The organism is Acinetobacter sp. Ag2 (genome assembly GCF_001005515.1).
Lineage (GTDB): Bacteria > Pseudomonadota > Gammaproteobacteria > Pseudomonadales > Moraxellaceae > Acinetobacter > Acinetobacter bereziniae.
Genome location: NZ_LBNA01000055.1, coordinates 143,715 through 168,714, shown reverse-complemented (window position 1 = coordinate 168,714; position 25,000 = coordinate 143,715). Strand labels below are relative to the sequence as shown.

General features: G+C 38.5%; 16 protein-coding genes. 3 read left to right on the top strand and 13 right to left on the bottom strand.

Features of this window, described 5'->3' with window-relative positions:
- Positions 1-46: 46 nt before the first annotated feature.
- On the bottom strand, positions 47-3,634 hold the full coding sequence (locus AAV97_RS15865) for a type VI secretion system Vgr family protein (RefSeq protein WP_046761057.1): 3,588 nt from the start codon (positions 3,632-3,634) through the stop codon (positions 47-49).
- Positions 3,635-3,938: 304 nt separating this feature from the next.
- On the opposite strand from AAV97_RS15865, the gene AAV97_RS15860 reads away from it, so the two are divergent.
- Both AAV97_RS15860 and AAV97_RS15855 read left to right on the top strand, forming a co-directional pair.
- On the top strand, positions 3,939-5,621 hold the full coding sequence (locus tag AAV97_RS15860; RefSeq protein ID WP_046761056.1) for an arylsulfatase: 1,683 nt from the start codon (positions 3,939-3,941) through the stop codon (positions 5,619-5,621).
- A complete protein-coding gene (locus tag AAV97_RS15855) occupies positions 5,618-6,613 on the top strand; it encodes an SUMF1/EgtB/PvdO family nonheme iron enzyme (protein WP_046761055.1) in 996 nt (331 codons plus the stop codon). The genes AAV97_RS15860 and AAV97_RS15855 overlap by 4 nt, the downstream gene beginning before the upstream one ends.
- A gap of 131 nt (positions 6,614-6,744) precedes the next feature.
- On the opposite strand, the gene AAV97_RS15850 is transcribed toward AAV97_RS15855, so the two are convergent.
- From AAV97_RS15850 to dsdC, 8 genes are all read right to left on the bottom strand, one after another.
- Positions 6,745-9,435 carry a TonB-dependent receptor domain-containing protein gene (locus AAV97_RS15850; RefSeq protein WP_046761072.1) on the bottom strand — a complete coding sequence of 897 codons (2,691 nt, stop codon included), beginning with the start codon at positions 9,433-9,435 and terminating at the stop codon, positions 6,745-6,747.
- Between the two features lie 76 nt (positions 9,436-9,511).
- Positions 9,512-9,976: a YbaN family protein gene (locus tag AAV97_RS15845; protein WP_046761054.1), complete on the bottom strand. Its 465-nt coding sequence runs from the start codon at positions 9,974-9,976 to the stop codon at positions 9,512-9,514.
- Between the two features lie 4 nt (positions 9,977-9,980).
- Positions 9,981-10,559, bottom strand: coding sequence for a biliverdin-producing heme oxygenase (locus AAV97_RS15840; protein WP_046761053.1), 579 nt, complete (start codon positions 10,557-10,559; stop codon positions 9,981-9,983).
- A gap of 71 nt (positions 10,560-10,630) precedes the next feature.
- Positions 10,631-11,602 carry a FecR domain-containing protein gene (locus AAV97_RS15835; protein WP_046761052.1) on the bottom strand — a complete coding sequence of 324 codons (972 nt, stop codon included), beginning with the start codon at positions 11,600-11,602 and terminating at the stop codon, positions 10,631-10,633.
- Position 11,603: 1 nt separating this feature from the next.
- Positions 11,604-12,095 (bottom strand): sigma-70 family RNA polymerase sigma factor, encoded by a 492-nt coding sequence (locus AAV97_RS15830; protein WP_046761051.1) that lies wholly within the window; start codon positions 12,093-12,095, stop codon positions 11,604-11,606.
- A 434-nt stretch (positions 12,096-12,529) separates the two neighbouring features.
- Positions 12,530-13,336, bottom strand: coding sequence for a hypothetical protein (locus AAV97_RS15825; RefSeq protein ID WP_046761050.1), 807 nt, complete (start codon positions 13,334-13,336; stop codon positions 12,530-12,532).
- A 67-nt stretch (positions 13,337-13,403) separates the two neighbouring features.
- Positions 13,404-15,674, bottom strand: coding sequence for a TonB-dependent receptor domain-containing protein (locus AAV97_RS15820; protein WP_046761049.1), 2,271 nt, complete (start codon positions 15,672-15,674; stop codon positions 13,404-13,406).
- Positions 15,675-16,106: 432 nt separating this feature from the next.
- Positions 16,107-17,036, bottom strand: coding sequence for a DNA-binding transcriptional regulator DsdC (gene dsdC, locus AAV97_RS15815; RefSeq protein WP_046761048.1), 930 nt, complete (start codon positions 17,034-17,036; stop codon positions 16,107-16,109).
- A gap of 723 nt (positions 17,037-17,759) precedes the next feature.
- Here dsdC and dsdA point away from each other — a divergent pair.
- Positions 17,760-19,106 carry a D-serine ammonia-lyase gene (gene dsdA, locus AAV97_RS15810; protein WP_046761047.1) on the top strand — a complete coding sequence of 449 codons (1,347 nt, stop codon included), beginning with the start codon at positions 17,760-17,762 and terminating at the stop codon, positions 19,104-19,106.
- Positions 19,107-19,432: 326 nt separating this feature from the next.
- Here dsdA and AAV97_RS15805 read toward each other — a convergent pair whose 3' ends face one another.
- The 4 genes from AAV97_RS15805 to AAV97_RS15790 all read right to left on the bottom strand — a co-directional run bounded on the left by AAV97_RS15805 (position 19,433) and on the right by AAV97_RS15790 (position 24,385).
- Positions 19,433-20,299, bottom strand: a complete 867-nt coding sequence (locus AAV97_RS15805; protein WP_042086672.1) for a metal-dependent hydrolase — start codon at positions 20,297-20,299, stop codon at positions 19,433-19,435.
- 683 nt (positions 20,300-20,982) lie between these two features.
- Positions 20,983-21,939 carry a 3-hydroxyacyl-CoA dehydrogenase NAD-binding domain-containing protein gene (locus AAV97_RS15800; RefSeq protein WP_046761046.1) on the bottom strand — a complete coding sequence of 319 codons (957 nt, stop codon included), beginning with the start codon at positions 21,937-21,939 and terminating at the stop codon, positions 20,983-20,985.
- Positions 21,940-22,140: 201 nt separating this feature from the next.
- Positions 22,141-22,926, bottom strand: coding sequence for a 3-hydroxybutyrate dehydrogenase (locus AAV97_RS15795; RefSeq protein ID WP_046761045.1), 786 nt, complete (start codon positions 22,924-22,926; stop codon positions 22,141-22,143).
- A gap of 34 nt (positions 22,927-22,960) precedes the next feature.
- Positions 22,961-24,385 carry a GntP family permease gene (locus AAV97_RS15790; RefSeq protein WP_046761044.1) on the bottom strand — a complete coding sequence of 475 codons (1,425 nt, stop codon included), beginning with the start codon at positions 24,383-24,385 and terminating at the stop codon, positions 22,961-22,963.
- Positions 24,386-25,000 lie beyond the last annotated feature (615 nt).

Sequence of the window (25,000 nt, the reverse complement as noted above, 5' to 3'; positions counted from 1 at the left end):
CGTTTTAATTTTTAATTTCAATCAAGAAAAATCTAGAAATACTCAATCACTTATTGCGTGCACTATATACATCTGGATCTTCAGGCGTAGTTTTGCGTACCGTCACTTGTTTGGTGACATAACGGGATTCTTCTAAATCCATACGCACCACATCTTTATCCATATTATAAATCGACTGCGGTTTTTTCACCTCTTGAGGGGATGAAACTGGCGAAGTGTTTTGAGTCAAGATCGGTGAAGGCTGACTTACAGTTTGAGGAATACTCTGTGCTATGGTCGGTGATGAAGATGCTTCGCCTTTGCGCGTGGTAATGCTATACGTCAAGAACCTAGAAAAATACTCGTCCTTTTTCACAAAATCATCGACCACTTTTACAGGCGTATCCGCAAGGTTTTGACCTGAGCCAAAAGATTCTGCGACAAAGCCTTGCCCTAATCCCGAACCGAAACCTGTTGCTGATGTTAAGTTGGAGAACAAACCACTGCTCTTTTGAGCGAAGGCAGCTGAAGCTTGATCTTTAAAGAAATCGATACCTTGGTCTTTGATGTTTTGTAAGGTTTGGCTTGGATTGGCAATCATCTGTCCAACATTCATCATCTGAGATGGAGACAGGTTTAAATTCATTGCTGAAGAGACTGAACCTAATGCACTTTGAGTAAATTGTTGTTTAAACTGCCCTAGACTTTGTGTTCCAAGGTCTTTTAGAGCATTTTTACCCATGTTTTTTAGGGAATCACCATTCAGTGAGAACAAATTATCCTTGAGTTGAGACATCATATTTTGTCCCATCGATTTTAAGGCATTTTGGGCAAAACCAGTGACGCCACCGACTGCTTCTTCTGACCATGTATAATCACGATTAAAATGACTACCTTGATTCCAAGCACTACGCGGATCGGTTTCAAATTCAACTTTGGCAGGTCCAGGTGCAATACCTGTCACTTTTGCAAAACCATTGCCATCCAATTTGCCAGAAACTTGCTTGCCAAATGAATCAATGACATTAAAGCCTGTTTGCTTAAAGAAATCCTTTCCACCATAACTTTTCAGTAAGTCCAGTGCCCCTTTCATTGGATTCGATGGTGGAAGTTGTGCTGATTTACTGACACTGGCACCCGGCTTAAAGGTATGTTGCCCTGCATTGACTTCGAACTTTCCACCTGTTTTGGGGAAAATTCCTGAGCCATTCAATGCGATTTGCGATGAACCACCAGTAATCAATACTTCTTTCGGGCTACTGATTTCTATTCGGTCTTCAGTCGAAGAAATGGTGATTCCAAGCTTGGCAAATACATCTAAAGCATTTGACTGCGCATGAATATTAAATTTACCCTGTGCCGCAATAAAGTTTATGCCGCCCTGTGCCGCAAATAAACTCACTTTTCCTAACGCATGTCCCAACAGATTTTTTTGGGTACTGAAGTTAATACTGTCGCCTGCACTATGATTGATAATGCCTGTTGCTGAAAGGTGAATATCTTCAGGCGTACTCAGGGCAATGCCATCAGCTGAACTTAACAGCATGATTGCTTTTTTATACTTGGCAATATCTTTTTCAATTGCTTCAGCAAAAGCTTTAAGTTGCTCAATCGACTCAATTTCATCGGTCTTTTGGTTTTTAGCAATATCACTTAAAGCTTTACTATTGGTCTGACTGCTTTCAAGTTGCTTTTGGGCAATCTCACTCTCTAAATGATCACCTTTGGCTTGATCTTGAGCATAGGTCGAAATCAGTAAGCCTTGCCCTGCGCGTACTGCACCCCATTGGTCTGTACGTAATTCAAAACCCTCACCACGATCATCACTTTCTGCTTGATCTTTTGGATGACTGAGCTTTCCAAGATTCAGTTGACTCGCGCCATGACTACTCTGTAGCTGACTGCTAAGTTGCCCTTTAGTATCATCAAAGCGTAGCTGATTGTAACCACTGCCCTGATATTCCTTACTTTTAATCCCTGATAACTTTTTGGTATCTGGCAGTTTGCCTTTGCCATCAAATTGAGTTGGATGACGATATCCTTCATGGATGCGCCCAACGATGAATGGTCTGTCAATATCCCCCGCAAAGAAATCAATAACAACAACCTCTCCAATACGCGGTAAGAATCTTGCCCCATAGCCTTCGCCTGCCCACGGGGTCAGCACATCGACCCAAGCCGAGTCGGTATCATTGTCATTCGAGCCTGCACCACCATCATGCGTATTGTCTTCATTACGGGTAAAAAGAAAGCGGACTTTGATGCGCCCCCATTCATCGACATGGATTTCTTCGCCACTTGGACCCACAACAATAGCGCGTTGTGGTGATGCGATCGGACGGTGTTGCAGTGGATTATATTCAGGAACAATCGCAATATTACGTCGTATTAGCGTCAGTGTATTGGCTTGCCGTTCCTCACTATTGTTTGTGGTGATATTGGTGATTTGCCAATCACTTTGTTTTAACAAAGTTTCGACTTGGTTGGTTAAGTCTTTCGGTAAATTATTTTGGTTATAAAAGGTTTTAGATATGATCAGAAATTGCCGATCAGCAGTATCTTTTAGATTTATGCTTGGATGTTCATTCAGTTCGAAATGATAGCCAACCTGCGCATCTCGTACTGTCGAGATCGCAGTAAATTGTTTGGCTTGCACATTATAGTAATTGCTGAGGTTTTGGTTAAAGCGCTCAACCTGACTGTTGCCCGATGGCGTTGCACCATCTTCTCCATTGAGATCTTGTATCCATGCAGGGCTAAAGTGCCATGCTTGTTCTAAACCTAGGCTGGCATTGTCATAATTTTCACTATGGTTGTGTTTACTTTGAACGCTACCAGCACCTTCATCCGTATCTAATACATCGGCTTGCCAGCGTTGAATATGGACTGAGGTCGGTTGAAGTGAACGTTGTCCTGTAAAATGAATGATTGAATCGCTCGCTTCTACAGCGGAGCTACGATGAAAACGAATATTACGGCGTTCCAAGGCACTAAATTGAGCGTTATCATCGATTAATCTTAACTTTTGTGCTTGAATTTGTTCGGTTGTATTCGGCACTTTCAACTGAGCTTCATCAATTAGCCAATTAATTCCTTCAGCTCTCATCAAACGTGTTAGAAAGTCGAAATCACTTTCAGATTGCTGCATGAGGAATGGACGGACATCATAGTCTTTGGTCAGTCCGCTCTTGTCTAAAGTGAGGCTTGAAGCAAAGAGTGGGCTACGTTGCACCCATTCCTGAAATACGGTTTGAATTACCTCAATAGCCGACTTCGCCATAAACACACGGGAATTTCTACGATGCTTCCACAGTGCGGTTGGGTCTTCAACCTTAAGACGATAGATGCAAAGAGAACCATCACTTGCGCCTGCATCTGCATGGGTGACAATCCCTGAAATTCGATTGAGTTCGGATTGATCATTGACGATATCAACAGCGACTTGAGCACCAATAAACTGCTTTAAAGGTATTGCTGAATTTGTCGAAAGACAGATCAATTGCAGTTGAATTCCCTCATTCAACTGATGTGTGCCCTCAATGCGCTGAAGAAAAACTTGATCATTGAGCGCGGTATTTGAAAATTGCAAATGTATGGCGCGCTTTTGCGCTGTAAGTCCCAACTGCTCTAGAGCAACATAAATATTGTTAGACATGGTTTATTGTTTGATTTTAGATTGTGATGTAGTGTACTAAAAAATAGCGTCAAAGTCTAGACAGACCTGTCTACATTATCTCAATAACATTGATGAGTTTTTCTCAAGTTTCAATTACATAACATGATAAAGAGAATAAAAGTTCACCTTATCACAAATCTTAGAAAGTGCCTTCAATTTTATTTTTAGACTGAACTTTAAGTCTTTTCATTTTTTAAGATTAACAATCAAATTTTAATTATTTTTACCGTAAAAATTAACCCTCTAAACTCAGCTCAATTTTTATAAAATCAAGTCGACACGTATGTCTGGTAAAAATCTTCTTACAACACTTTCTATTGCTTTATTCAGCCTTTCTATTTCAGCCTGTAATGACAGTGATTCAAATGAATCCAATGGCAGTGTGGGAACTCAAAAACAACCGAACATCTTATTTATCATGGCGGATGATCTCGGATATTCAGATCTAGGCGCTTTTGGTGGTGAAATCCACACCCCAAACCTTGATGCACTGACCCAAGAAGGACGTATTTTAACCGATTATCATACTGCACCTACCTGCTCACCGACGCGTTCACAATTGATCTCAGGCACTGATCATCACTTGGCAGGGATTGGAGCGATGGCTGAACTTACTCCTGCGCATTTAAAAGGACAACCTGGATATGAAGGTTATTTAAATGAACGTTCCCTTTCGATCGCAGAGGTACTTAGAGACAATGGTTATCGTACCTATATTAGTGGAAAATGGCACTTGGGTTTAACCCCAGAAACCAATGCACAGGCCAAAGGTTTTGATCACTCATTCACTTTGTTACAAGGCTTGGATTTACATTTTAAACAAGCACCTACAGCCTATAAACGTAATGCCACCTATACCGAAGATGGCAAACAAGTTGCAATCTCATCACTGCCTGATGATTTCTTCTCGACCAATTATTTCACCGATAAGCTACTCAGTTATTTAGAGTCTGGTAAAAACTCAGGTAAACCCTTCTTTGCTTATGCGGCTTATACAGCGCCACACTGGCCAATTCAAGCACCAGCAGAATATCGAGATCGTTATCGTGGCGTGTATGATGTTGGTTATGATGCGATCCGTTATGCCCGTATTGCAAGACAAAAACAACTGGGACTGATTCCTGCCAATTTTACGGCTGCTGAACCGATTGCAACACAAAATGCCCCTCAAAAATATGGCAAATGGAATGAACTTTCCTCTGAACAAAAGGCTTTAGAAGCACGCAGAATGGAAATTTATGCGGGCATGGTGGAAAACTTAGATGCCAATATCGGTCGTGTCATTCAATATCTCAAACGTAATCATTTATATGACAATACCTTAATTTTCTTTGTTTCTGATAACGGTGCTGAAGGTTTTATCCGAGGTAACTATGGTGCAGAGTCAGGTTTTGACAACAACTTAAATAATGTTGGTACAGCCAGCTCTTATCACTATGTTGGTCCCCGTTGGGCTGAAGTCAGTGCAGCACCATTCCATTTATGGAAAGACACCGCAGGTGAAGGGGCAACCACCGCACCAGCCATTGTAAAACTTCCAAACCAAACTCAGGCTCAAGCAATTCATCATGGCTTTGCTTCAGTACTGGATGTTTTCCCAACTGTGTTGGAGTATGCCAATATTGCTGTTCCACAGGGTCAATACAAAGGGCGTCAAATTAATACCCCAAGTGGTTACTCGTGGAAATCTGTACTAGAAAATAAAGCACAATGGATTCGCCCAGCTCAATTTAGTTTTGCGGATGAACTGCATGGCAGTAAGTATGCTCGCCAAGGAGACTGGAAAATTGCTTTACAAGGCAAAGCTGAGTTGGGTACAGGAACTTGGGAACTATATAACTTAAACAATGATCGTGGTGAAACCAAAAACTTGGCACAGGACAATCCAACAAAAGTACAGGAACTCATTGAGGTATATAACAAATACACCCAAAAAAATGGAGTGAAGGAATACAATATTCAATGAAGCTTCAGCCTGTTCCCATTTTATTGTGTAGCCTGTCACTTATGGCAGGCTGTAGTAAGGTACAACCTGATCGCCCTGCACCACAGCAACAAACTCAATTGGCTCAACTTGGCACATTAAAGCAATGCCAAGAATATTCAGGCTTACCAAAGGCGTGGGGGCAAAACCCAACCGCGGGAATGGTACACATTCCTAAAGGTTCATTTCAGCTCGGTTCCAATCAAGCTTATCCAGACGAAATCAATTTTGGAGCAAAACAACGTCAGGTTGAAAGTTTCTGGATCGATCAAACGGAGGTGACCGTTGCCCAATTCTCCAGTTTTGTAAAGGCAACGGGCTACATCACAGATGCTGAAAAACAGCATCAAGCTGCTGTATTTTCTCCGAATACGCAGACGCCTCAACAATGGTGGCAACTCAAAGCAGACTATACGTGGAAAAGTCCAAATGGCGCTAGAGGTCAAGCACCGCTGCCTGCTGAACCCGTTCGCTATGTCACTCAAAATGATGCCGAACATTATGCTGTTTGGTTGGGGCATGATTTACCCACAGAACAAGAATGGGAATATGCTGCCAAAGCAGGATCGACCACAGATACACCATTACACCAAGCGCCAGAAGATGCACATCAACACCCTCAAGCCAATTATTGGCAAGGTGAATTTCCATTTAATAATACACAAGCAGATCACTTTGAAGGCGTTGCTCCAGTGGGCTGTTATGCTGCAAATGCCTTTAAATTGTTTGATATGATTGGTAATGTTTGGGAATGGACCTCATCTATTTATCGAGGGGCACACGATCAACACATGGGGAATTATGCAGATCTTCGTCAACAGCGTATTGCGGGTACTCAGTACGTGATTAAAGGCGGTTCTTTTTTATGTGCTTCTAATTTTTGTTCTCGTTATCGCAACAGCAGTCGCTACCCTCAGGAGTTTGATTTGGCTGCGACACATGTTGGCTTTAGAACTGTTTTACGTGAACCTTAAACACAATATTTCCAACGATAAAAAAATAGAGTCAAAAAGATTACCCATCTTCTGACTCAACCTGTTTTGAATGGATAAAACAAATTCATGATAGTGATCAAGCCCACAATGCGCTTGATCACGACACTGATTTAGAATTTTGCTTCAAATCCGACTTTGATGGTTCGCCCTGGGATTGGCATACCGATCACTGTACCCGGATCAAAATTATAACGGTTGGTTAAGTTATCAACATTAAACGAAAGGTTTAGATTTGGATTCAGCTTATAGCTGGCAAAAAGATCAACGATGGTTTCTGATGAAATCTCAGTCACGGCTCGACCACTCACCCCCGTACCTGCCAACCAGCCTTTCGGATTTTTCTTCTCAGAATGATACTTCGCTCGCGCTCCAATGATCAGTTTGTCTTCTAACAAGTGTTTACCTACGGTGATATTAAAAATCTTACGTGGTGGTAACCGGGTTGAGATTAAACTCCAAGAATCCCCGACTTCGTTACAATCACTTTTGCTTGCTGGGCAGACTTTAGGAGCTTGATATAATGTGCCGTTGAAACTGGTAAAGAAACTTGGATGCTGATAAGCCAGATTAAACTCCAAACCTTTTAAGACCACTTCTTTATAATTGATGAATGTATAAGAGCTTGTGTAGGGAAGAATAAAATCTGGGGTAATCTGATTGGGAATATCCTTGTTTTGTACCCCTTGTGTGAGAAAATCACGGGTTTGATAATGGAAATAATTAATGTTGAATTTTAGCTGATCATTTTCAGCCCAAAGATTGTCACGTTTTCCAATCAAGCCGAATTCAGCAAGGCGTGCATTCTCTGAGTGAATCGGTAAGTCAGGATCATAACTAAAGGTTTGATTGGATACTGTCGATTCGAATAAACTTGGACTACGGTAGGTATTGGATAGCTTTCCATAAATATCAATACCATTCATAAATTGATAGTTCAGTTGCGCCATCCAATCTATTTTCCCGTCAAACTCACGAAGCGCATAGCCTTTATCAGTTAAGTCTGAATTTGCCACAGGCGTCATTGCTCGATGCTGATCGCCATAATCTTTCACTTTTGCCTTGTGCCATTTACTGCCTAAGCTCAATGTATAGTTCTTAAAAAGATAATCTCCGTTGAGGAAAATAGAGGACTCTTGGCGTAAACCATTTCGTGCAGTTTCCCTCTCAATGAGGTTTTGTGGCTTCATTCTTTGTTCATCGTAGGTCAAACCATAATTCAAAGTTAAAGCATCAATTTTACTGGTATTTTCTAAGTTAATACCGTTACGATAATCTTGATAACTTCCCCAGTATTGATCACCGTAACTTGCATTCAACATACCCAGCATACCGTTATGTTGGCGGTACTTGGCGTTGGTATGCCAAATGCCTAACTCTAAATCAATCCAATTATTTTGCTTTGGTTTATAGGTATAACTTCCACTAAAAGCATTGATTGCTGCTGTACCCAGCGACCATTGTGGCATTTTATAAGCACCTTCAATATATTGAGGCAGTACATATTCACCATCAATATAGCCCCACGGTGGCGAGTTAGGATCAATCACTTGAGATCTGTTCCAATAAACAGCCATCACCTCACCCGCCTTTTGCATGTGACGACGCATATTCACTTCGACTCGGTGTTCATCTGTAATGTTTATGCCTGCTTTAATGATGCCTGAATCACTTTTATAACTGGTATTCACCACTTCTTGCCCCGGACCCACATCGACAATATCTCGATCTTGATAGTATTCAATGCCATGTTTACCTGCAAAGTAATTGCCTACTTCCCGTTTACTATACGCTGCAACCAAATCGAATATCTCATTGCGATACGCTGCTGCAATTGTTCCAGCGCCGTTTTGGAAATTGTTGGAAGAAAGTTTATTGCGTAGCAAATAAGACATTTGTTCACGTTCATTATCTGAGATATGTGGCGTTTTATTATTATTATAAAAACTCCCTTTTAACATCACACCTGATTGACGATCAGGCAATAAGATATCATCGGCGTTAAGGGTACGCATTTTAACGATGCCTCCAATTCCACCAACACTGAATTTGGCACGAGAAGCCCCTTTTTCGACTTCAATTTGACTGATTAAATCCATGTCGATATAGGTACGGTCACTTTCTCCTTGATACCCGCGAAAGGTGTGGCTCGATTGCAAACTTCCATCAATCACAATAGGAACACGCCCCTCACCTTGCATTCCTCGAATGCCAATATCAATTGCGCCTGCTTCATTACGTAAGCTATTGCTTTGAACACCAGCCATGTCCGAAAACACATCACCATTCCCCGTTCCTCGAAAGCGACTAATTTGCTCACGATTGAGTTGGGTTGTATTAACCTTATCTTGATAAAGTTCAGCATTGACTTTAATTTGTGCAAGCTTGACATAATCAGTATCAGACGAATCTACATCTATCTGCTGATTTTTAATGCTTTGGCTATGATTTATAAGTCGTTTTGCAGCCGTAGACTTAGGCATCACATGATAAGTCGCACCTTGTTTTTCAACTTGATAGGGTTGCTCCGCCAGTAAATAATCAAAACCATTCTTTACACTGTAATACCCTGTAATTCCTTTACTTTTTAATCCTTTGAGCATATTTGCATCATAACTCAGCACCACGCCCGATTGAGCAGCAAAAGTGGATAATACATAACCCAACTGATTGCCTGTAATTTGATAATATTTTTCAGAGGATGTTTTTGTTGATGCTGCGACATTGGGAGTCAGTTGTGCATAAACACCGCCAATACATAAGCATTGTATTAAAACGGCCAAGCTTTGCTTTTTAAACTTCATATGAGCGCCTACTTGTGAATGATTTTCATTTTCAATAATCATTACCCAGTGACTTTTAAAAATATGACAAAAAAAATTATTTATTTTCTGATCGGGTCCAGATCCAAAACAAACACAGGCTAAACACTGCCAATATGCTGAGTTTCAGATGTAAATGTAATGAAGACAGGAGCAACATCGTTACAGCCAATACCATGCTCACGGTCATCATCCACTTGCGTGACCTTGAAATGTGCTTAAAACCACCCTGATACTGCGCCATTAAAAGACGCATATAACGGTTTTGATGAAGCCAACGATGTAATCTCGTTGAGCCTCTTGAGGCAAAAAGAGTAGCTAAAAAAAGAAAATCAAATGTTGGAATGCCAGGCAATACCACACCGATAATCGCGGCAAAAATACATAAAACAGCCAAGATCACACAGATGATCCTGACTAAATGAGATGAATGTATCCGCTTAGTTTGAGGCTCATCCAAACACTCAACTCGGCTTTTGCGTTTAGACGAATGGTGATCAAAGAGCGAAAGAACTTTCTTCATTGCTTTAATGGATGTTTTTCAATAACAATCCGAAATAATCAAATGCCTGTCGAGCACCCTCGATAACTTGATCTTGTTGTTGTTGAGAAAGTTCTGCTTGATCTAGCTCAGCAATAAAATGTTTCCAAACTTTTGCTCTTCCCTCAGGATAAGCCGCCAAATTGCGTGCACCAAATTCAGCTGAAAAGCCCAAATGTTGTTGTGCTTGTTTAAACAAAAAGGCTGCGCCTAAAGTCGAACCTTCTGAAACATAGATCCAACCTAAGGCTTCAGCAAAGCCAATACCTTCCGTCATTAATTTTAATGACTCGACTTGCTGGTTTAAGTCCTGCAAATCCAGTAAAGCTGACTGTGAACGTCCACGGATATCTAAATCAGAAATCAATGCAGCGACCTCAGCGAGGTCGAATACATTTTCCACATTTTTTTGAAAATAGTATTGTGCCAAAGTAAATTGAGCATAATGCTGAACATCTTTAAAGACCTGTGCCTGTTCCATCAGTTGGTGCATATATTCATGCTGGCTGGCGGTTTCATTTTTTAAACGGAGTGCAAGACTGTTTAATGCGAATGAAGCGGTCATAAAATTTCTCCAATTTCGGTGATTTAACTGTATTACCCATTATGTTTTGAAAAACTGACATTGTTTTTCGATTATTTTTTAGTTTTTTCACGATTCGTTTGAATTCTCAGCAAATGATCACTGAAATACCCTTCAACTTTGACTGGATAACTTAATTCAAGTGCTGTTTTTAAGGTGCTAAAATCGTTTACAGGATATGAACCCGAGACCTTTAAAGATTTTAGATCTGGGTCGATGTCAACATATTGGTACTGATAACGAGCAACTTCTTTCAGCAATTGTTCCAGAGGCATTTCAAAAGCCATCACCATTTGGTTTTTCCAAGCCAAAACGTTTGGATCAAGCTTTTGCACGGTATTAAAATGCTGTTCATCAAAACAAATTTGCTCACCAGCATGCACTGTTTTAGTTTGTTTAGAGCGGTTTAAACTGACTTTGACGGCGCTTTCCATGACGCCCAAACAGGTATTATTTTCATTATTCTTTAAATATTGAACATTAAATACTGTGCCCAGCGCCTGTAAATTTGCTGATTCGGTTTTAACAAAGAATGGACGATAATGAGCATTCTTTTCTTGGGCAGTGTGGACTTGTATTTCACCATAATGCAAATACAAGCTTCGTTGTTGTGCGGTATAACGCACATCTACTGCACTTTGAGTATTTAATTGAAGTTGCGTTCCATCTTCAAGTTCAACCTGTTTCTGTTGACCAACAGAGGTACTATAATCTGCCCACCATTGGTACTTGTAGTCTGTATTCCAAAGCAACATACTGCCAAACCCAAATAAACCCACCACAATGAATAATTTGCTCATGTTAAATTGGGCTTTTTTGTTGGCTTGGACGATGAGCTTTTGTCCATCATCGGGAAAGGTATATAAGCCGTTTAACAAACGTTCTGCCTTAGACCATGCAGCTTGGTGCATTGAACTTTGCATTTTCCATTGCTCAAATTCAGCTTGTTCCGTTTCATTTAATGTGGCTTGTTGAATTTTGATAATCCATTCTGCAGCTTCTTGATAAATTTGCTGATGCTTCATCTCAGCATTCATCCATCAGAGCTAAGCACTGACTTAATACTGTGACTAAATCTCGCATCACTGTTCGTGTTGAAACATTTAAGCGTGTGGCAATTTCTTGTTGGGTGAGACCATCTAATTGCGACCATACAAATACCTGTTGTTGACGTTCAGGCAATTGATTAAGTAATTGGTTGATCAAGCAAAGAGACTCTATAGCTGACAACTTTTGCTCAGGTGTAATCTCATCAAAGCGTGGACTTGCAGACAGCTCTTCTAAGTAGGCTTTTTCAATTGATTTACGTTGATACCAGTTAATCAATATCCCCTTTGCCACGGTTGTTAAAATTGCACGAGGCTGATCAAAATATAACTCATCTTTGCGTTTTAAAATGCGCACAAAAGTATCATGGGCTAAATCAGCAGCATCTTCACTGTGATTCAAACGACGCTTTAACCATTGATATAACCAAGAATGATGGTGGCGATACAGCTGAGTGATAGGATCAGACATACTTAAAAGAGAATGAGAATTATTATTAATATCTTAACAAAAAAATTAGAAAATAGTGACCCCTGTTGTGATTTTCCCGCACTTTTTATGTAAAGCATTTTAATGATAGTCTTAAGTTTGCAAGAACTTTGAATTTGTTATTTTACGCTTAATCACCTGTTGATTTTAGCTCATCTTTAAACAACCTTTTTACCGAATCAATAGAAAAACTTAATGATAGGAAAAACTGAAAACATATGCATAAATGACTCATCAAAAAGAGGTCTAGTCAAACCGGCTAATTATTCATACAAACGATTTTGATATAAATGATTTATATTCAATGATTTTTTGACCACGCATTCGAAAACAGGAAAATTTCCATATTCATCAATGACTTGAAATTTTATACAAAATTACTCAGCCATCCGAAAATGGCTGAGCAAAATAATGACTTATTGACGAATGGATTGATTCAGTTTTTTAGCGAACTGTTGAAGATCAGCATGTTGGATGGTGGTTTTACCTTTACTGATGGCTTGGAATTGTTGCCCTGCAGTTTCCTGCATTTTTAGTTTTCCTGATGCTATGTTTTGGTCAAAGCGTTGCATAAACTCATCAACATATTCTTTCTCAGTCACAATATGATCACCGTTAGCATCGGTGGCAAAATATTGCTTATCTCGAGCAGTCAAATAATCTCCAAGCGTGACATAGTTTTTCCCTTGACCATACTGTGTAATGAATTCTTGTGTATTGCTTGGCATAGGCATCGAAATCGGTAATTTCACTCTAAAACCATCATGAGTTGCATTAGTGTTGTCTGATAATTTTGCATCCTCAGCATTGATCAAACCATCCTGATTTTTGTCAAACTGATTGAAGGTTTTTAGACCCGTTTCTTGAAATTCTTTCAAGGTCAATTTTTGATCTTTGTTGTTATCCAAAATACCGAAACGTACATGCGCCTGTTTTTCAGACATTTCACGACGCTGTTTCAGCAAGGGCTCTAAGCGTGCTTGCTCAAATTGAACAAACTGCTGTTGCGTAACTTTTTTATTTCCCTTAAATAATTCAGCATAATCTTGAGGATACTGTTTAATCAAACTTGGAGCCGTTTGGTCTTTGTTGTTGGAGTGATAAAGCATATACAGTGCATATGCCTGCTGGTAAACATCCGTTTGCTCTACTGTTTCAGCAATGGTTGATACGGAACTGGTCATTGCTGTGATCGTTGCAATCAAGAGTGCCAATTTTTTCATGTTTATATCCTTAAATATACGTATTTGCTGGATTAAAAAAAACTTTCTAGCAGGTGATTAAAAAAAATTAATATTTAAATTCAATACTTGCAACGACATTACGACCAGGTTCTGCAGCACGATCAATGATACTTGCCTGATTTGCGCCGGTAAGCGTACCGACTGCGGCATAGTCCCAATAGGTTTTGTCAAAGATATTATTGAAGGCGACATTCAGCTTGGTGAATTTGTTAACGTTCCAATAAGCGGACAAATCAAAAACGGTGTAACCTGCTACATTTTGATATTTAATATCATCCTGATAAGACGTGACGTCCTTAGTTGCCATTCTTCCGCCAACTGCTGTAGCGGTCATCCCTAATCCAAATACTTTATTCGGATCATCATAAGCAAACGTCAAGCTTCCCTTTTCTGGTTGAACTGAATTCACACCACTTTTGCCGCCATTTTTATTTTTTGCTGAGCCTTTGGTTTTACCCGCAACCAATGCCAAGCTGTAGCCATCAGAGTTTGGGATAAATTGTCCTAAATCAATACGTGTAGACAGTTCACCTCCCCAAATCTGTGCATCAGCTAAATTCTCAGCTCTGTAGTAACCATAAGGATATTGTGGAGTCGTTCCATAGTTGTAATAGTCGATAAAATCTTTGTATTTGGTATAAAACCCTGTCACATCAAATTTGATACCATCAATTGATGTATTTCTTAAACCCAATTCAAATGCATCACTGGTTTCTTTTTTCAAGTTCGAATTACCAATGACGATATAACTCGGATTTCCAGGTGTGGTTTGATAAACCCCACCTATTTCTGTTGGAGATGGGATACGATTGCCTCTTGAATATTTTAAATAGCTATAATTACTCGGCGTAAATTGATAGCTGGCTGAAAAGCTCGGAGATACATAGTTATAGTTTTTCGCCTGAACATCGCTATAAGACGTGATCTCAGGTCTAAATTCTTGGCGCTCTATACGGACAGCAGGTGTTAAAATTAAATCACGTCCCAGCACATCTAGACTAAACTCATCTGATGCATAAGCAGAGTAACGTTTCAATTCAGAGTTTAAGAGATAACCACCTTGATAAATGCTTGAAATGGTTTGACCATTACGTAAGTCAACTTTAGTACTGGCATATTCTTTCTTATCTGCAGCAATACCATATTTTAGCTTTTGATTTTTAAACTCTTTTTTAGCATCTATTTTTAAGCCTGTATTTTTCTCTTTATAAGTTGTTGAAAAATCACGTGCAACCGTTGCACTGTTCATAAAGGCGGTCGCGGTATCGTTATTCGACTCCTGATACCATATTTTGCTATTCAACTGATCGAAAAGCAGAAAATCATTTGGTTTATAAGTATGTAGGATACTGAATTGTGTTCGATCAATATCTTGATGTTGTCTCGCATCACTTTTAAAATTAGAGAATAAGTTTGCAGCAATATCCTTTGTATCAGTTTTTTTCTTATAATAATCAGCGGTAAAATTCAGTTGATGTTGGTCTGATAAATTCCACAATAAACGTGTCAGCACCGCATCTGAAGTCCAATCTGATGGAAATGCGGGAGTTTTTGAGTTTGGCTTGGTTTCATTCCCTTCACGATGTGCGTAGGCGACAAGTGCTTTAACATCATCATTACCTACAGCCCCAGTGACAGATGATAACCATGCTTGATCCGCAGAACTATAACCTGCTTTTACTGTCCCTGCGACTGTTTTACCATTCACCAAATAATCTTCTGGTGATTTATTTTTAAATGAAACTCGACCACCGATACCATCTGTGGAAACATCAGTTGTGCCTGAAACAATATCTACTGTGGTGAACATTTCTGGCTCAATATAATCTCGACCAGCACCACGTTTACTCATACTTTTTGGTGGTACATAAGTACTCACCGTTGCATCTGCTAAATCAACCCCATCGACATCCAAACCGATTCTGTTCGCATCTATACCACGGATGTTATAACTACTGGTTCCAGTTCCATCAAAAAATGTTCCGCCCCCTCCAACAGAAAATGGCGCATTTACCAAGGGTAAATATTTCACGATACCCGCCATGTCCGTGACGCCCGTTTGATCCATGTTTTCTCGATTGATGGATGTCCGACTAACAGGTGCGTCATTTTCATACTGTGCATAAACTGTAATCGTAGCTAAAGAATTATATTGATTATCAGCTTTAGATTTTTCTAAATTGCGTTCTTCTGCAAAACTGCCTGAACTTGCACCTGCTGCCATCAATGCAAACAAACATAATGATAAATAACGCGGTTTTAACTCCAAACGGTGAGACTGAGCGGTTTGGTAAAGTTCAAAAGGATTTGCATTCATGCGGGAGAAGCCTTTTATTAAAATGATATTGATAATCATTAACCATGTGTGTTTTGCTTTAGCCCATCGTAGAAAACTCAATCCCATACGAATTACAAATAGACACATAACTTAATAAATGAGAATAATAATCAATTAGATTATTATTTACAATATGAATTTTTTATGTTTGAACTTCAAAATAAAGATAAGTCACTCAATTTTTTCACTTTAATAATTCATAAATACTAAACAAAACAATATTTTATTTAAAGTAATTTAAATAGAATCACCATAATTTAAATATTAAAAATAATATCAAGAGTATGTAAAACCAGCATATTTTTCGGAATTTAAGCAGTGTCGCCGATGATTCTAGTACGCAATCACAATAAAATTGCTTGGCGCAAATTCGAATTTTCTGCTTAATGTTCTTTTATTGCTCCCTGTTCTTCAATGGGTTGATTGTTTTTTCACAAGCTCTAATAGCCAATCACTGAACACTTTGACTTTGGGCAATACATTATTTTTTAATGAAACGAGATAATAATGCTGTTCACATTTCAACTCCATGTTTTTAAACGGCATAATCAGCGCACCATTTTTTAAGTCATTTTCAATTAATTTTTTGCGTCCCATTGCCATCCCTAAATGATTTTTTGCAGCAGTCAATGCAAGGTCAGAACGATCAAAACTTAACTGAGCTAGATATTCTATAGGAACGCGAAAATGTTGTGCCCAGCTATTCCATTCTTCTGTTCCTGTGCCATTACTCCATGCCTGACAATCATGCAACAATGTACAATCTTTTAACTTCTCTAAGTTATTGTTCAATTTAATCTTTTCAGCATATTCAGGGCTGCATACAGGAATAATTGATTCATCCATTAAATATTGATAATTCAGTTGAGTAGAAGGTTGATGATCAAAATACAAGGCAAGATCAATTCCAGTACGCTGAAAATTCACATTTTCATTACCTGTCAAAATTGAGAGTTGAATATGGGGATAACGCTGAACAAAATCAGGCAAATGGGGTAATAACCAACACTGTGCGATTGATGGTCTTGCATATAGGGTCAAAGCACCAACCAAAGACTGATTTTTTAATGCATTGATTTCACTATTTAATACATCAAGAGAAGACTGTAAAGCATCAAGAATCCGTGTTCCTTCAGGTGTAAGCTTCACTTTACGATGCAATCGTAAAAACAGTTTGATCTCGAGTTCTTTTTCTAACTGGTTTATTTGATGACTCACAGCACTCGGTGTTAAAAACAGTTCTTCTGCTGCCAAAGCAAAAGATTCATGCCGCGCTGCAACTTCGAATGTATAAAGCTTGGAAAGTTGAAAACCCGTTAGATTTTTATGTGCGTTGTTCATGCATTTTCCTTTAGACCTTGAATTAAACTTTTATGCAATAGCTGATTCTGTTTGGTGACCGACATTGATCATACAGCATTGATTTAAAATCAAAATATAGTCAAACTTCCTGATTATTCATACCAGTGATTTGATATTAATCATTTATTCCAAATGAACTCTATATCGTTTATACGAATTTTTAGAAACTTTGGATGATTCGTATATTTTTCACTTTTGAATCATAGATGGTCTTGCTATCGTGAGCTGACTTGAATGTCGCCATGTTAAGCGGGGATAAATGAGCAAAAACAAAGCACTGCGTTGTTTGCAGCGCAAGAATACGATTCTACTAAAAATGGATTGATCAAAGTGAAGTATCGTCTACGTAAATCGATTTAAAGGTTAGCTATAAAGCGTGGCATTACAAGCTTTATATCATCAAATAAAATATCTATCGCATCAATTTTATTGATCTAGAAATTATATTGACTCTATGAGTTTTTCAGCAGTTTGACTATAAAATATCATCCCAATGTGTTCACTGTTCACATGAAAGAGTTTAATGCATAGATCAAATTTCTTCGTTTGACAGATTTTTCAAATTTAACTTCAATAGCCCAATCATCAAAACTTGATCACACAAGCACATGCTACGGAAGTGATTTCGAAGTAAGTGCAAAATAATTGAAAACGATTGACTGATCTATGGCGACTTGCACAGATGATCTCAGGAATAATTTTATGGATGCTCAACATCTTCACCAATTGATCACTCAATATCCTATTGTTGCTGATCTCATTTCGTTAAAAGAAACGATATGGTTCAATCCAAATTTTACATCACTTGCAGAGGGTCTGCCTTATGTTGGATTGACTCAAAAAGATATAGATGATGCCAGTGACCGCTTAACTCGTTTTGCCCCTTATTTGATGCATGCCTTCCCAGAAACAAAGCCCTCCAAAGGCATTATAGAATCAGAACTGGTAAGCATTGCAAATATGCAACAACGATTAGAACAACATTATGGACAATCAATACTAGGACAACTTTGGCTAAAGAAAGATAGCCATCTCCCGATCTCGGGTTCGATTAAAGCACGGGGTGGGATTTATGAAGTACTTTATCATGCTGAAAAACTTGCCATTCAAGCAGGGTTATTGACGTATGAAGATGACTATACAAAACTGGCTAGCCCAACATTTAAAGCCTTTTTCAGCCAATACAGTATTGCTGTCGGCTCCACAGGAAATCTAGGTCTTTCGATTGGAATCATGAGTGCTCAACTTGGTTTCGATGTGACTGTACATATGTCAGCAGATGCACGCCAATGGAAAAAAGATAAATTACGCGCGCACAATGTGACGGTAATTGAGTATGCTGAAGACTATGGTGTCGCCGTCGAGGAAGGTCGAAAATCAGCGCAGAATAATCCAAATTGTTTTTTCATTGATGATGAAAACTCACAAACACTCTTCTTAGGTTATTCGGTTGCTGGACAACGTTTAAAAAAACAATTAAATGAAAAAAATATTCTTGTCGACCAAGAACATCCGTTATTTGTCTACTTACCCTGTGGTGTTGGTGGAGGTCCAGGTGGTGTCGCATTTGGTTTAAAAATGGCATTTGGTGATCATGTGCACTGTATTTTTGCTGAGCCGACCCATTCACCATGCATGTTGCTTGGTGTCGCGACAGGGTTGCATGATGAAATATCAGTTCAAGCATTAGGCATTGATAATATCACTGCCGCGGATGGTCTTGCGGTTGGACGAGCATCGGGTTTTGTTGGACGTGCCATGCAACGATTGCTGGATGGGTTTTATACATTGAGCGATGAAAGCATGTATCTCTTGTTAGGGCTGCTCAATGATTCTGAACAACTGAAATTGGAACCTTCAGCACTGGCAGGCATGCTTGGACCAATTTTGATCCATCAACAGCAAGACTATGCAACGCTCCATCAGCTTAGTCAAAAACAATTCAAAAATGCCAATCATATTATTTGGGGAACTGGCGGAGGTATGGTTCCTGAAGAAGAGATGGAAAAGTATTTGGCTGAGGCACATGCTTTAAACGATAAAGGATAGTACCGCCGTTCTTTATCATTCGATTTGAGCACACAATGTGGGGCATATTCGATCCATGATTTCATTACCGGATATCCCCCCTTTATTATTTTTGAGATTGATTAAACAACTCCTTCATTTACCCGAAGCAATTGAGCATTTATCCAATTACAATAAATACAACTCAAATAAATTCAAGCTCTCCAGCCTCTTTCATTCATATCGTTTTCGCAATTGCATGAGCCAGTTGGAGTTCTTTTAAGAAATGTTTGCATAATTTCTAGACCAGTCATATTGAGCGTATCAATGTATTTATCCTAATGAATAAATTAAGCTAAACCCTCATGCTATTGAATAAATGTAGATTGTTCAGGTGAAATTCCAATCTTTACTTTGCTTTGCGCGACAATTTCAGATTCGTCTGTATCATTCGGATGAAAGTCAAAATGATAATAAGAGAAAAATTGAGGAATAAGCTTTCGATAGGACTGCATTGCAAAACCTGCAAACTTTACCCAAGACTTAATATTCCATAATTGCTTGTCTCTCGACATCAATACCATTTGATAGATATTTGAAAAAGCAGTAATCAGCACTAAACTAAAGGTGAAAATAGCGACTCGAGGAATATAGGCATCTAAACCTTTTCCATATAAATATTCGTACATATCATATGCCACAGCCTTATGTTCAGTTTCTTCTACACTATGCCAAAGCCATAAGTTACGAATTGTGGTATCTGTCATTAACTCATTGACATTTTTCATCATTTCCACCACAAGAACTGCTGTGTAATGTTCCAAACCAACCGTAACCAATAGATTCCATTTTTTCGGAAAAATCTGCTCTATCGCTTTGAGTATTATCCCAGTCACCTTTTCTAAAGATTCAGGATCTAAACCATATTGTTGAGCGCTGACATGAAAAGCGTGATGTTCTTTAGAATGCATGGCTTCTTGACCAATAAATGCGCCAATATCACGGTCTAATTTTGGATTGCTTTTCACCTTGTCTCTTAATGCACGTACTGAGCGAACAAAATAAGACTCACCTTCTGGAAACAAAGTGGATAGACCTGTGAAGTAATGCGTAAAAGTTGGTTCATTATTACACCAATATTTAGGCATATCCTGAAACTCATAATCCATACGGCGTACTGGAAATGATGCAGGTATTTTTTGCTTTGATTTTTCTATCACTGCTGATGTAGACATGACTCACCTCAAGGATTTATCTAAAAATAACAAGTTCCAAAAAAGAACTTAAAAGTTAAAATAGTGAGCATCTTCTCACCTGTCAATCAGTTGAATGCCTGATCAACAGAGATTGTCCTTAAATGATAGCGCTGTTCCTATAAAGATAAACCGAATAGGATTAAATGACATTGAGTCAAACATATCGTACTCACAGGCTTAATAGATTCTTTAATATCAAGATTAAAAAGTGGAATAATATCTGATAAATCACATAAAATTGTTGATCTGTAAATATCATTATCCCCTTGCTTACTAATACAAGTGATTTAATGTCAATCATTCATCCCTAATAAACTTCATGCTTTTTATACAAAATTTTAGCAGCTTTTGCTGATTCATTAATTTTGCACTTTTGAATCCTAGATCATCTTTCTATTTTGAGGTGATATGGATAACGCTATATTCAATTGGATCTAGGATCATCTATTTAAACTTTAGATGTGAGGCGAGACAATCAAAGTTGAATATCATTCAACAGTAGATATGTTATTGATTTTTCTAATTAATAAAAATTATATTTTACTGTTGAATTTTTCAACAGATTGAATAGCGAGCTAAAATCATTTCAAAATCAGCATCGCTATTCATGAGTGAGGCAAAAGTTTTTAAAGATAAATTTTATATTTATTCAACAATAACGATTATGGCAAATCCAATTCAGCTCTCATTTTCAAAGTTTTTAACAATGCTTGATTGCGAAGCAATTGAAGATTTTTATTACCGAGACTGTTAACAAAGTGCTGAGTCGCATCATTCAGCATATCAATTTTTTCTTCAGTTAATGTATAGGGTTTCATATCAGCCCACCATTCTGACATTGGCTCACCTAAATGATGCATCGCCGCTTTAAATCCTTGTTGGTTTGCCAGTTGCATATTGAGATATGGACCAAAGATTGCCCAACGTAATCCAGGTCCATTGGTGATTGCAGTATCAATATCTTCTGCACTGCACACCCCTTCAGAAACCAAATAAAATGCTTCTCTCCAAATCGCAGACTGTAAGCGGTTCGCAACATGTCCTTTGACTTCCTTTTGGATCAAAATCGGCTTTTTACCCAATGATTGATAAAACTCAAAAGCATCCTGTATATACTTTGTATGTGTTTTCTCGCCACCAATAATCTCTACAAGCGGTAATAGATGGGGCGGGTTAAAAGGATGTCCCAAAACAATTCTTTCGGGATAAACACAATCTTGTTGAATATCCGATATTTTTAAACCAGATGAACTCGACGCGATTATGGTATCTTCTGGACAATTTTGTGTGAGTTGCACATATAGTTGTTTTTTTAGATCAATTCGTTCTGGACCATTTTCTTGGATAAAGTCGGCATCTTTAACTGCATCTGCAATATTTTGATAAAACCTTAAATTGTTCAAAAGCCCTGTAATATAACTTTCCGAATCACTTTGTTTTTGTTCTTCTAATTCAAATAGATCAAGTAAGTAGCTTTGAACTCGAGTCGTTAAATTGAGTTCTGCATCGGCGGCTGGATCAAATGCACTGACCTGAAATCCTTTACTCAGATAAAAAGCAGCCCAACTTGCACCAATTACACCCGTACCGATAATGGCAACTTTATTGACGGATTTCATATATACACTTCCTCTTATCCTTGAAAAATGTGGGGAATATCTTGATATTTAATAGTGAAAAATAATGCTTTTATAACGGCAAGACTCACTCAAATTTGTGGAGGAATTCGTCCTCCACAAATAATGATGATGAATAAGCAGATCTTTCCGCAACGATATAAACAGCTAGAAGGGATAATTATGATTGGATGAATATTGACACTATTGCGCTGTATAACCGCCATCCATCACCACAGCTTGCCCCGTGACGCCTGCTGCTTTTTCACTGGCTAGAAAAATTGTATAATCTGCGATTTCTTCAACATTGAGTAAGCGTTTTTGTGGCACCATGGCTAAAATAACGTCCTCAAGTGCGCTTGTTTCACTGACATTACGCGTTTTTGCCAAATCTTTTATTTGACCACGGACCAAGGGTGTATCTACATAACCAGGACATAATGCATTGACGGTAATACCATCTCGTGCAGACTCTAAAGCTGCCACTTTTGTTAAACCAATCACGCCATGTTTCGCGCTGTTATAACCTGCTTTTCCAGCAAAGCCGATTAGACCATTGATCGAAGCCATATTGATAATACGACCATACTTTTGCGCTTTCATGATTGGAAATACATGTTTAATTCCAATAAAAGAACCTACCAACATTACATTTAACAACTTTTGATAAATATCTGTTGGGAACTCTTCGATTGAAGCAACATGCTGAAAACCAGCATTGTTAATCAGAATGTCTAAACGCCCATAGGTCTTTTGCGTTAACTCAATCGCTGCAGCATAAGCATCTTCATTGGAAACATCACAAGGCGCAGATAAAGCGTCATATCCATCCTTTTGTAAAGCAAAAACGGCTTCATTGCATTTATCCGCATTCATATCTGAAATGACGACTTTTGCACCTTCAAGTGCGAACTTTTTAGCGATTTCAAGCCCAATACCACTTGCTGAACCTGTGATAAATGCAACCTTATCTTTGAGAAGTTGACTCATGTTTGACTCCCTGTGTTGCTTCTTCAATATAAACTTAGACAATACCAAACCATGTAAATGCTGCAATCGCAACAAACACCGCAATGGTTTTAATGATCGTAATGGCAAAAATATCTTTATACGATTGTTTATGAGTAAGCCCTGTTACGGCAAGTAAAGTAATGACTGCGCCATTATGAGGTAAGGTGTCCATACCTCCTGAAGCCATTGCGACGATACGATGCATCACCTCAGCAGGAATTCCCATCGCAGCAATTGCTGCATTGTACTGATCAGCCATTGCACTCAACGCAATACTCATACCGCCTGAGGCTGAACCTGTAATCCCTGCTAAAACAGTGGTCGTAACTGCACCATTGACCAATGGATTGGTAAAAGTATGTCCCAAAGCATGACTAATCACCGCAAAACCTGGCAATGCTGCAATGATGGCACCGAAACCATACTCAGATGCAGTGTTCATCACCGCAAGTAAAGAGCCGCCAATACTTGCATTTATCCCTTCTTTAAAACTGGTGGATACACGGCGGTAATCAAACATAATGGCGGTCATAATACCCACGATTAACGCTAAACCGACCGCCCAAATTGCCGATGTTTTAGCGACATCCACAGTATAGTTCGCCAGTCCAATTGCATTAAAATCAAAGCCGTTCGGGTACCATTGTTTAATCGCGGTGGATAAATATTTATTCATCACAGCCACCAAAATCAATGGGACAAATGCCATAAATTGGCGTAGTCCAGAACCATTATCCTGTTGTTGGGATTGACTTTCGAATTGTTGTAATTCAGCCTCAGTCAATGTAATACCAGAAGTAAATCCATCACCATTGCGTGCAGCAACACGGCGACGCCATTCCAAATAACTTAGACCGACACCCAAAACAAAAATTGCCCCAATAATTCCTAAAAAAGGTGCGGCATAAATATTGGTTCCGAAAAATGTAGTTGGAATAACATTCTGAATCTGAGGTGTGCCCGGTAAGGCATCCATCGTAAACGAAAAAGCACCTAGTGCAATTGTGCCTGGAATCAAACGTTTTGGAATATTGGCTTGTCTAAACAATTGGTTTGCAAAGGGATAGACTGCAAAAACCACCACAAACAAACTTACACCACTATAGGTGAGAATCGCGCCTAGAAGCACAACGGTCAACATGGCATTTTTGGAGCCAATGAGCTGGACAATAGTTTTGGCAATTGATTCTGCAATACCAGACATTTCAACAACTTTACCGAAAATTGCCCCAAGTAAAAAAACCAGGAAATAATCTTTAATAAAGCCCACCATTTTTGGCATAAACACACCAGAATAAAATGGTAAAACGTTGGCTGGATTGATCAGTAAGACGGCAAATAAGGCACAAATCGGTGCCATGAGAATCACAGAAAATCCTCTGTAGGCGGTATACATCAACAGCCCGAGAGAAAGCAAAATTATACCCAGTTCCCACATATCTTTTACTCCGTCCCTAAAGCATATATGTCTAAATCCACCTTGTTTTTTATTTCAAATCATCACAAGGCAGTCCCATTCATTGATATGAATGAGTTATTCAATAAATAAAAATGGATAGTTAGAAAAATTAATTTCCATCAATACATTGAGCATTTATAAATCATCCAGATTTATAAATTGGAATATCCATATCCAAATTATCAATAAAACTATAATCCAAATTTTTAGGGATATTATTTGAAAATATTTATCAGTTAATATGAAAAGCTCATGAATAGAAATATATTTCACTTAATGATGCTGCAATCCATGCACTCATAAAAAACAAGCCAATGATTTTGAAGATCATTCACATGGAACGATGTTTTCAGTAAGACTCAATATTTAGATTAACTGAACCAAGATTAAGACAAAAAAATTTTACAATTAAAACATCAACTTAAAAATAAAGAATATTGTTACTTTGGTGGTTGTACTTGTAATGCTGTTGAGATCAAGCCTCTTGATGTTCTTTTTATTATGTTCTGTCATTTGATGAGTCTAATTACTCATTTTAAGATCAAATAGACTGATATTAGCGTATTATAGTCATATAAATCAGTCAGGTTAACT

Coding starts and splice junctions, on each gene's coding strand:
- AAV97_RS15865 (WP_046761057.1), bottom strand. CDS start 3,634: ATGTCTAACAATATTTATGTTGCTCTAGAGCAGTTGGGACTTACAGCG.
- AAV97_RS15860 (WP_046761056.1), top strand. CDS start 3,939: ATGTCTGGTAAAAATCTTCTTACAACACTTTCTATTGCTTTATTCAGC.
- AAV97_RS15855 (WP_046761055.1), top strand. CDS start 5,618: ATGAAGCTTCAGCCTGTTCCCATTTTATTGTGTAGCCTGTCACTTATG.
- AAV97_RS15850 (WP_046761072.1), bottom strand. CDS start 9,435: ATGAAGTTTAAAAAGCAAAGCTTGGCCGTTTTAATACAATGCTTATGT.
- AAV97_RS15845 (WP_046761054.1), bottom strand. CDS start 9,976: ATGAAGAAAGTTCTTTCGCTCTTTGATCACCATTCGTCTAAACGCAAA.
- AAV97_RS15840 (WP_046761053.1), bottom strand. CDS start 10,559: ATGACCGCTTCATTCGCATTAAACAGTCTTGCACTCCGTTTAAAAAAT.
- AAV97_RS15835 (WP_046761052.1), bottom strand. CDS start 11,602: ATGAAGCATCAGCAAATTTATCAAGAAGCTGCAGAATGGATTATCAAA.
- AAV97_RS15830 (WP_046761051.1), bottom strand. CDS start 12,095: ATGTCTGATCCTATCACTCAGCTGTATCGCCACCATCATTCTTGGTTA.
- AAV97_RS15825 (WP_046761050.1), bottom strand. CDS start 13,336: ATGAAAAAATTGGCACTCTTGATTGCAACGATCACAGCAATGACCAGT.
- AAV97_RS15820 (WP_046761049.1), bottom strand. CDS start 15,674: ATGAATGCAAATCCTTTTGAACTTTACCAAACCGCTCAGTCTCACCGT.
- dsdC (WP_046761048.1), bottom strand. CDS start 17,036: ATGAACAACGCACATAAAAATCTAACGGGTTTTCAACTTTCCAAGCTT.
- dsdA (WP_046761047.1), top strand. CDS start 17,760: ATGGATGCTCAACATCTTCACCAATTGATCACTCAATATCCTATTGTT.
- AAV97_RS15805 (WP_042086672.1), bottom strand. CDS start 20,299: ATGTCTACATCAGCAGTGATAGAAAAATCAAAGCAAAAAATACCTGCA.
- AAV97_RS15800 (WP_046761046.1), bottom strand. CDS start 21,939: ATGAAATCCGTCAATAAAGTTGCCATTATCGGTACGGGTGTAATTGGT.
- AAV97_RS15795 (WP_046761045.1), bottom strand. CDS start 22,926: ATGAGTCAACTTCTCAAAGATAAGGTTGCATTTATCACAGGTTCAGCA.
- AAV97_RS15790 (WP_046761044.1), bottom strand. CDS start 24,385: ATGTGGGAACTGGGTATAATTTTGCTTTCTCTCGGGCTGTTGATGTAT.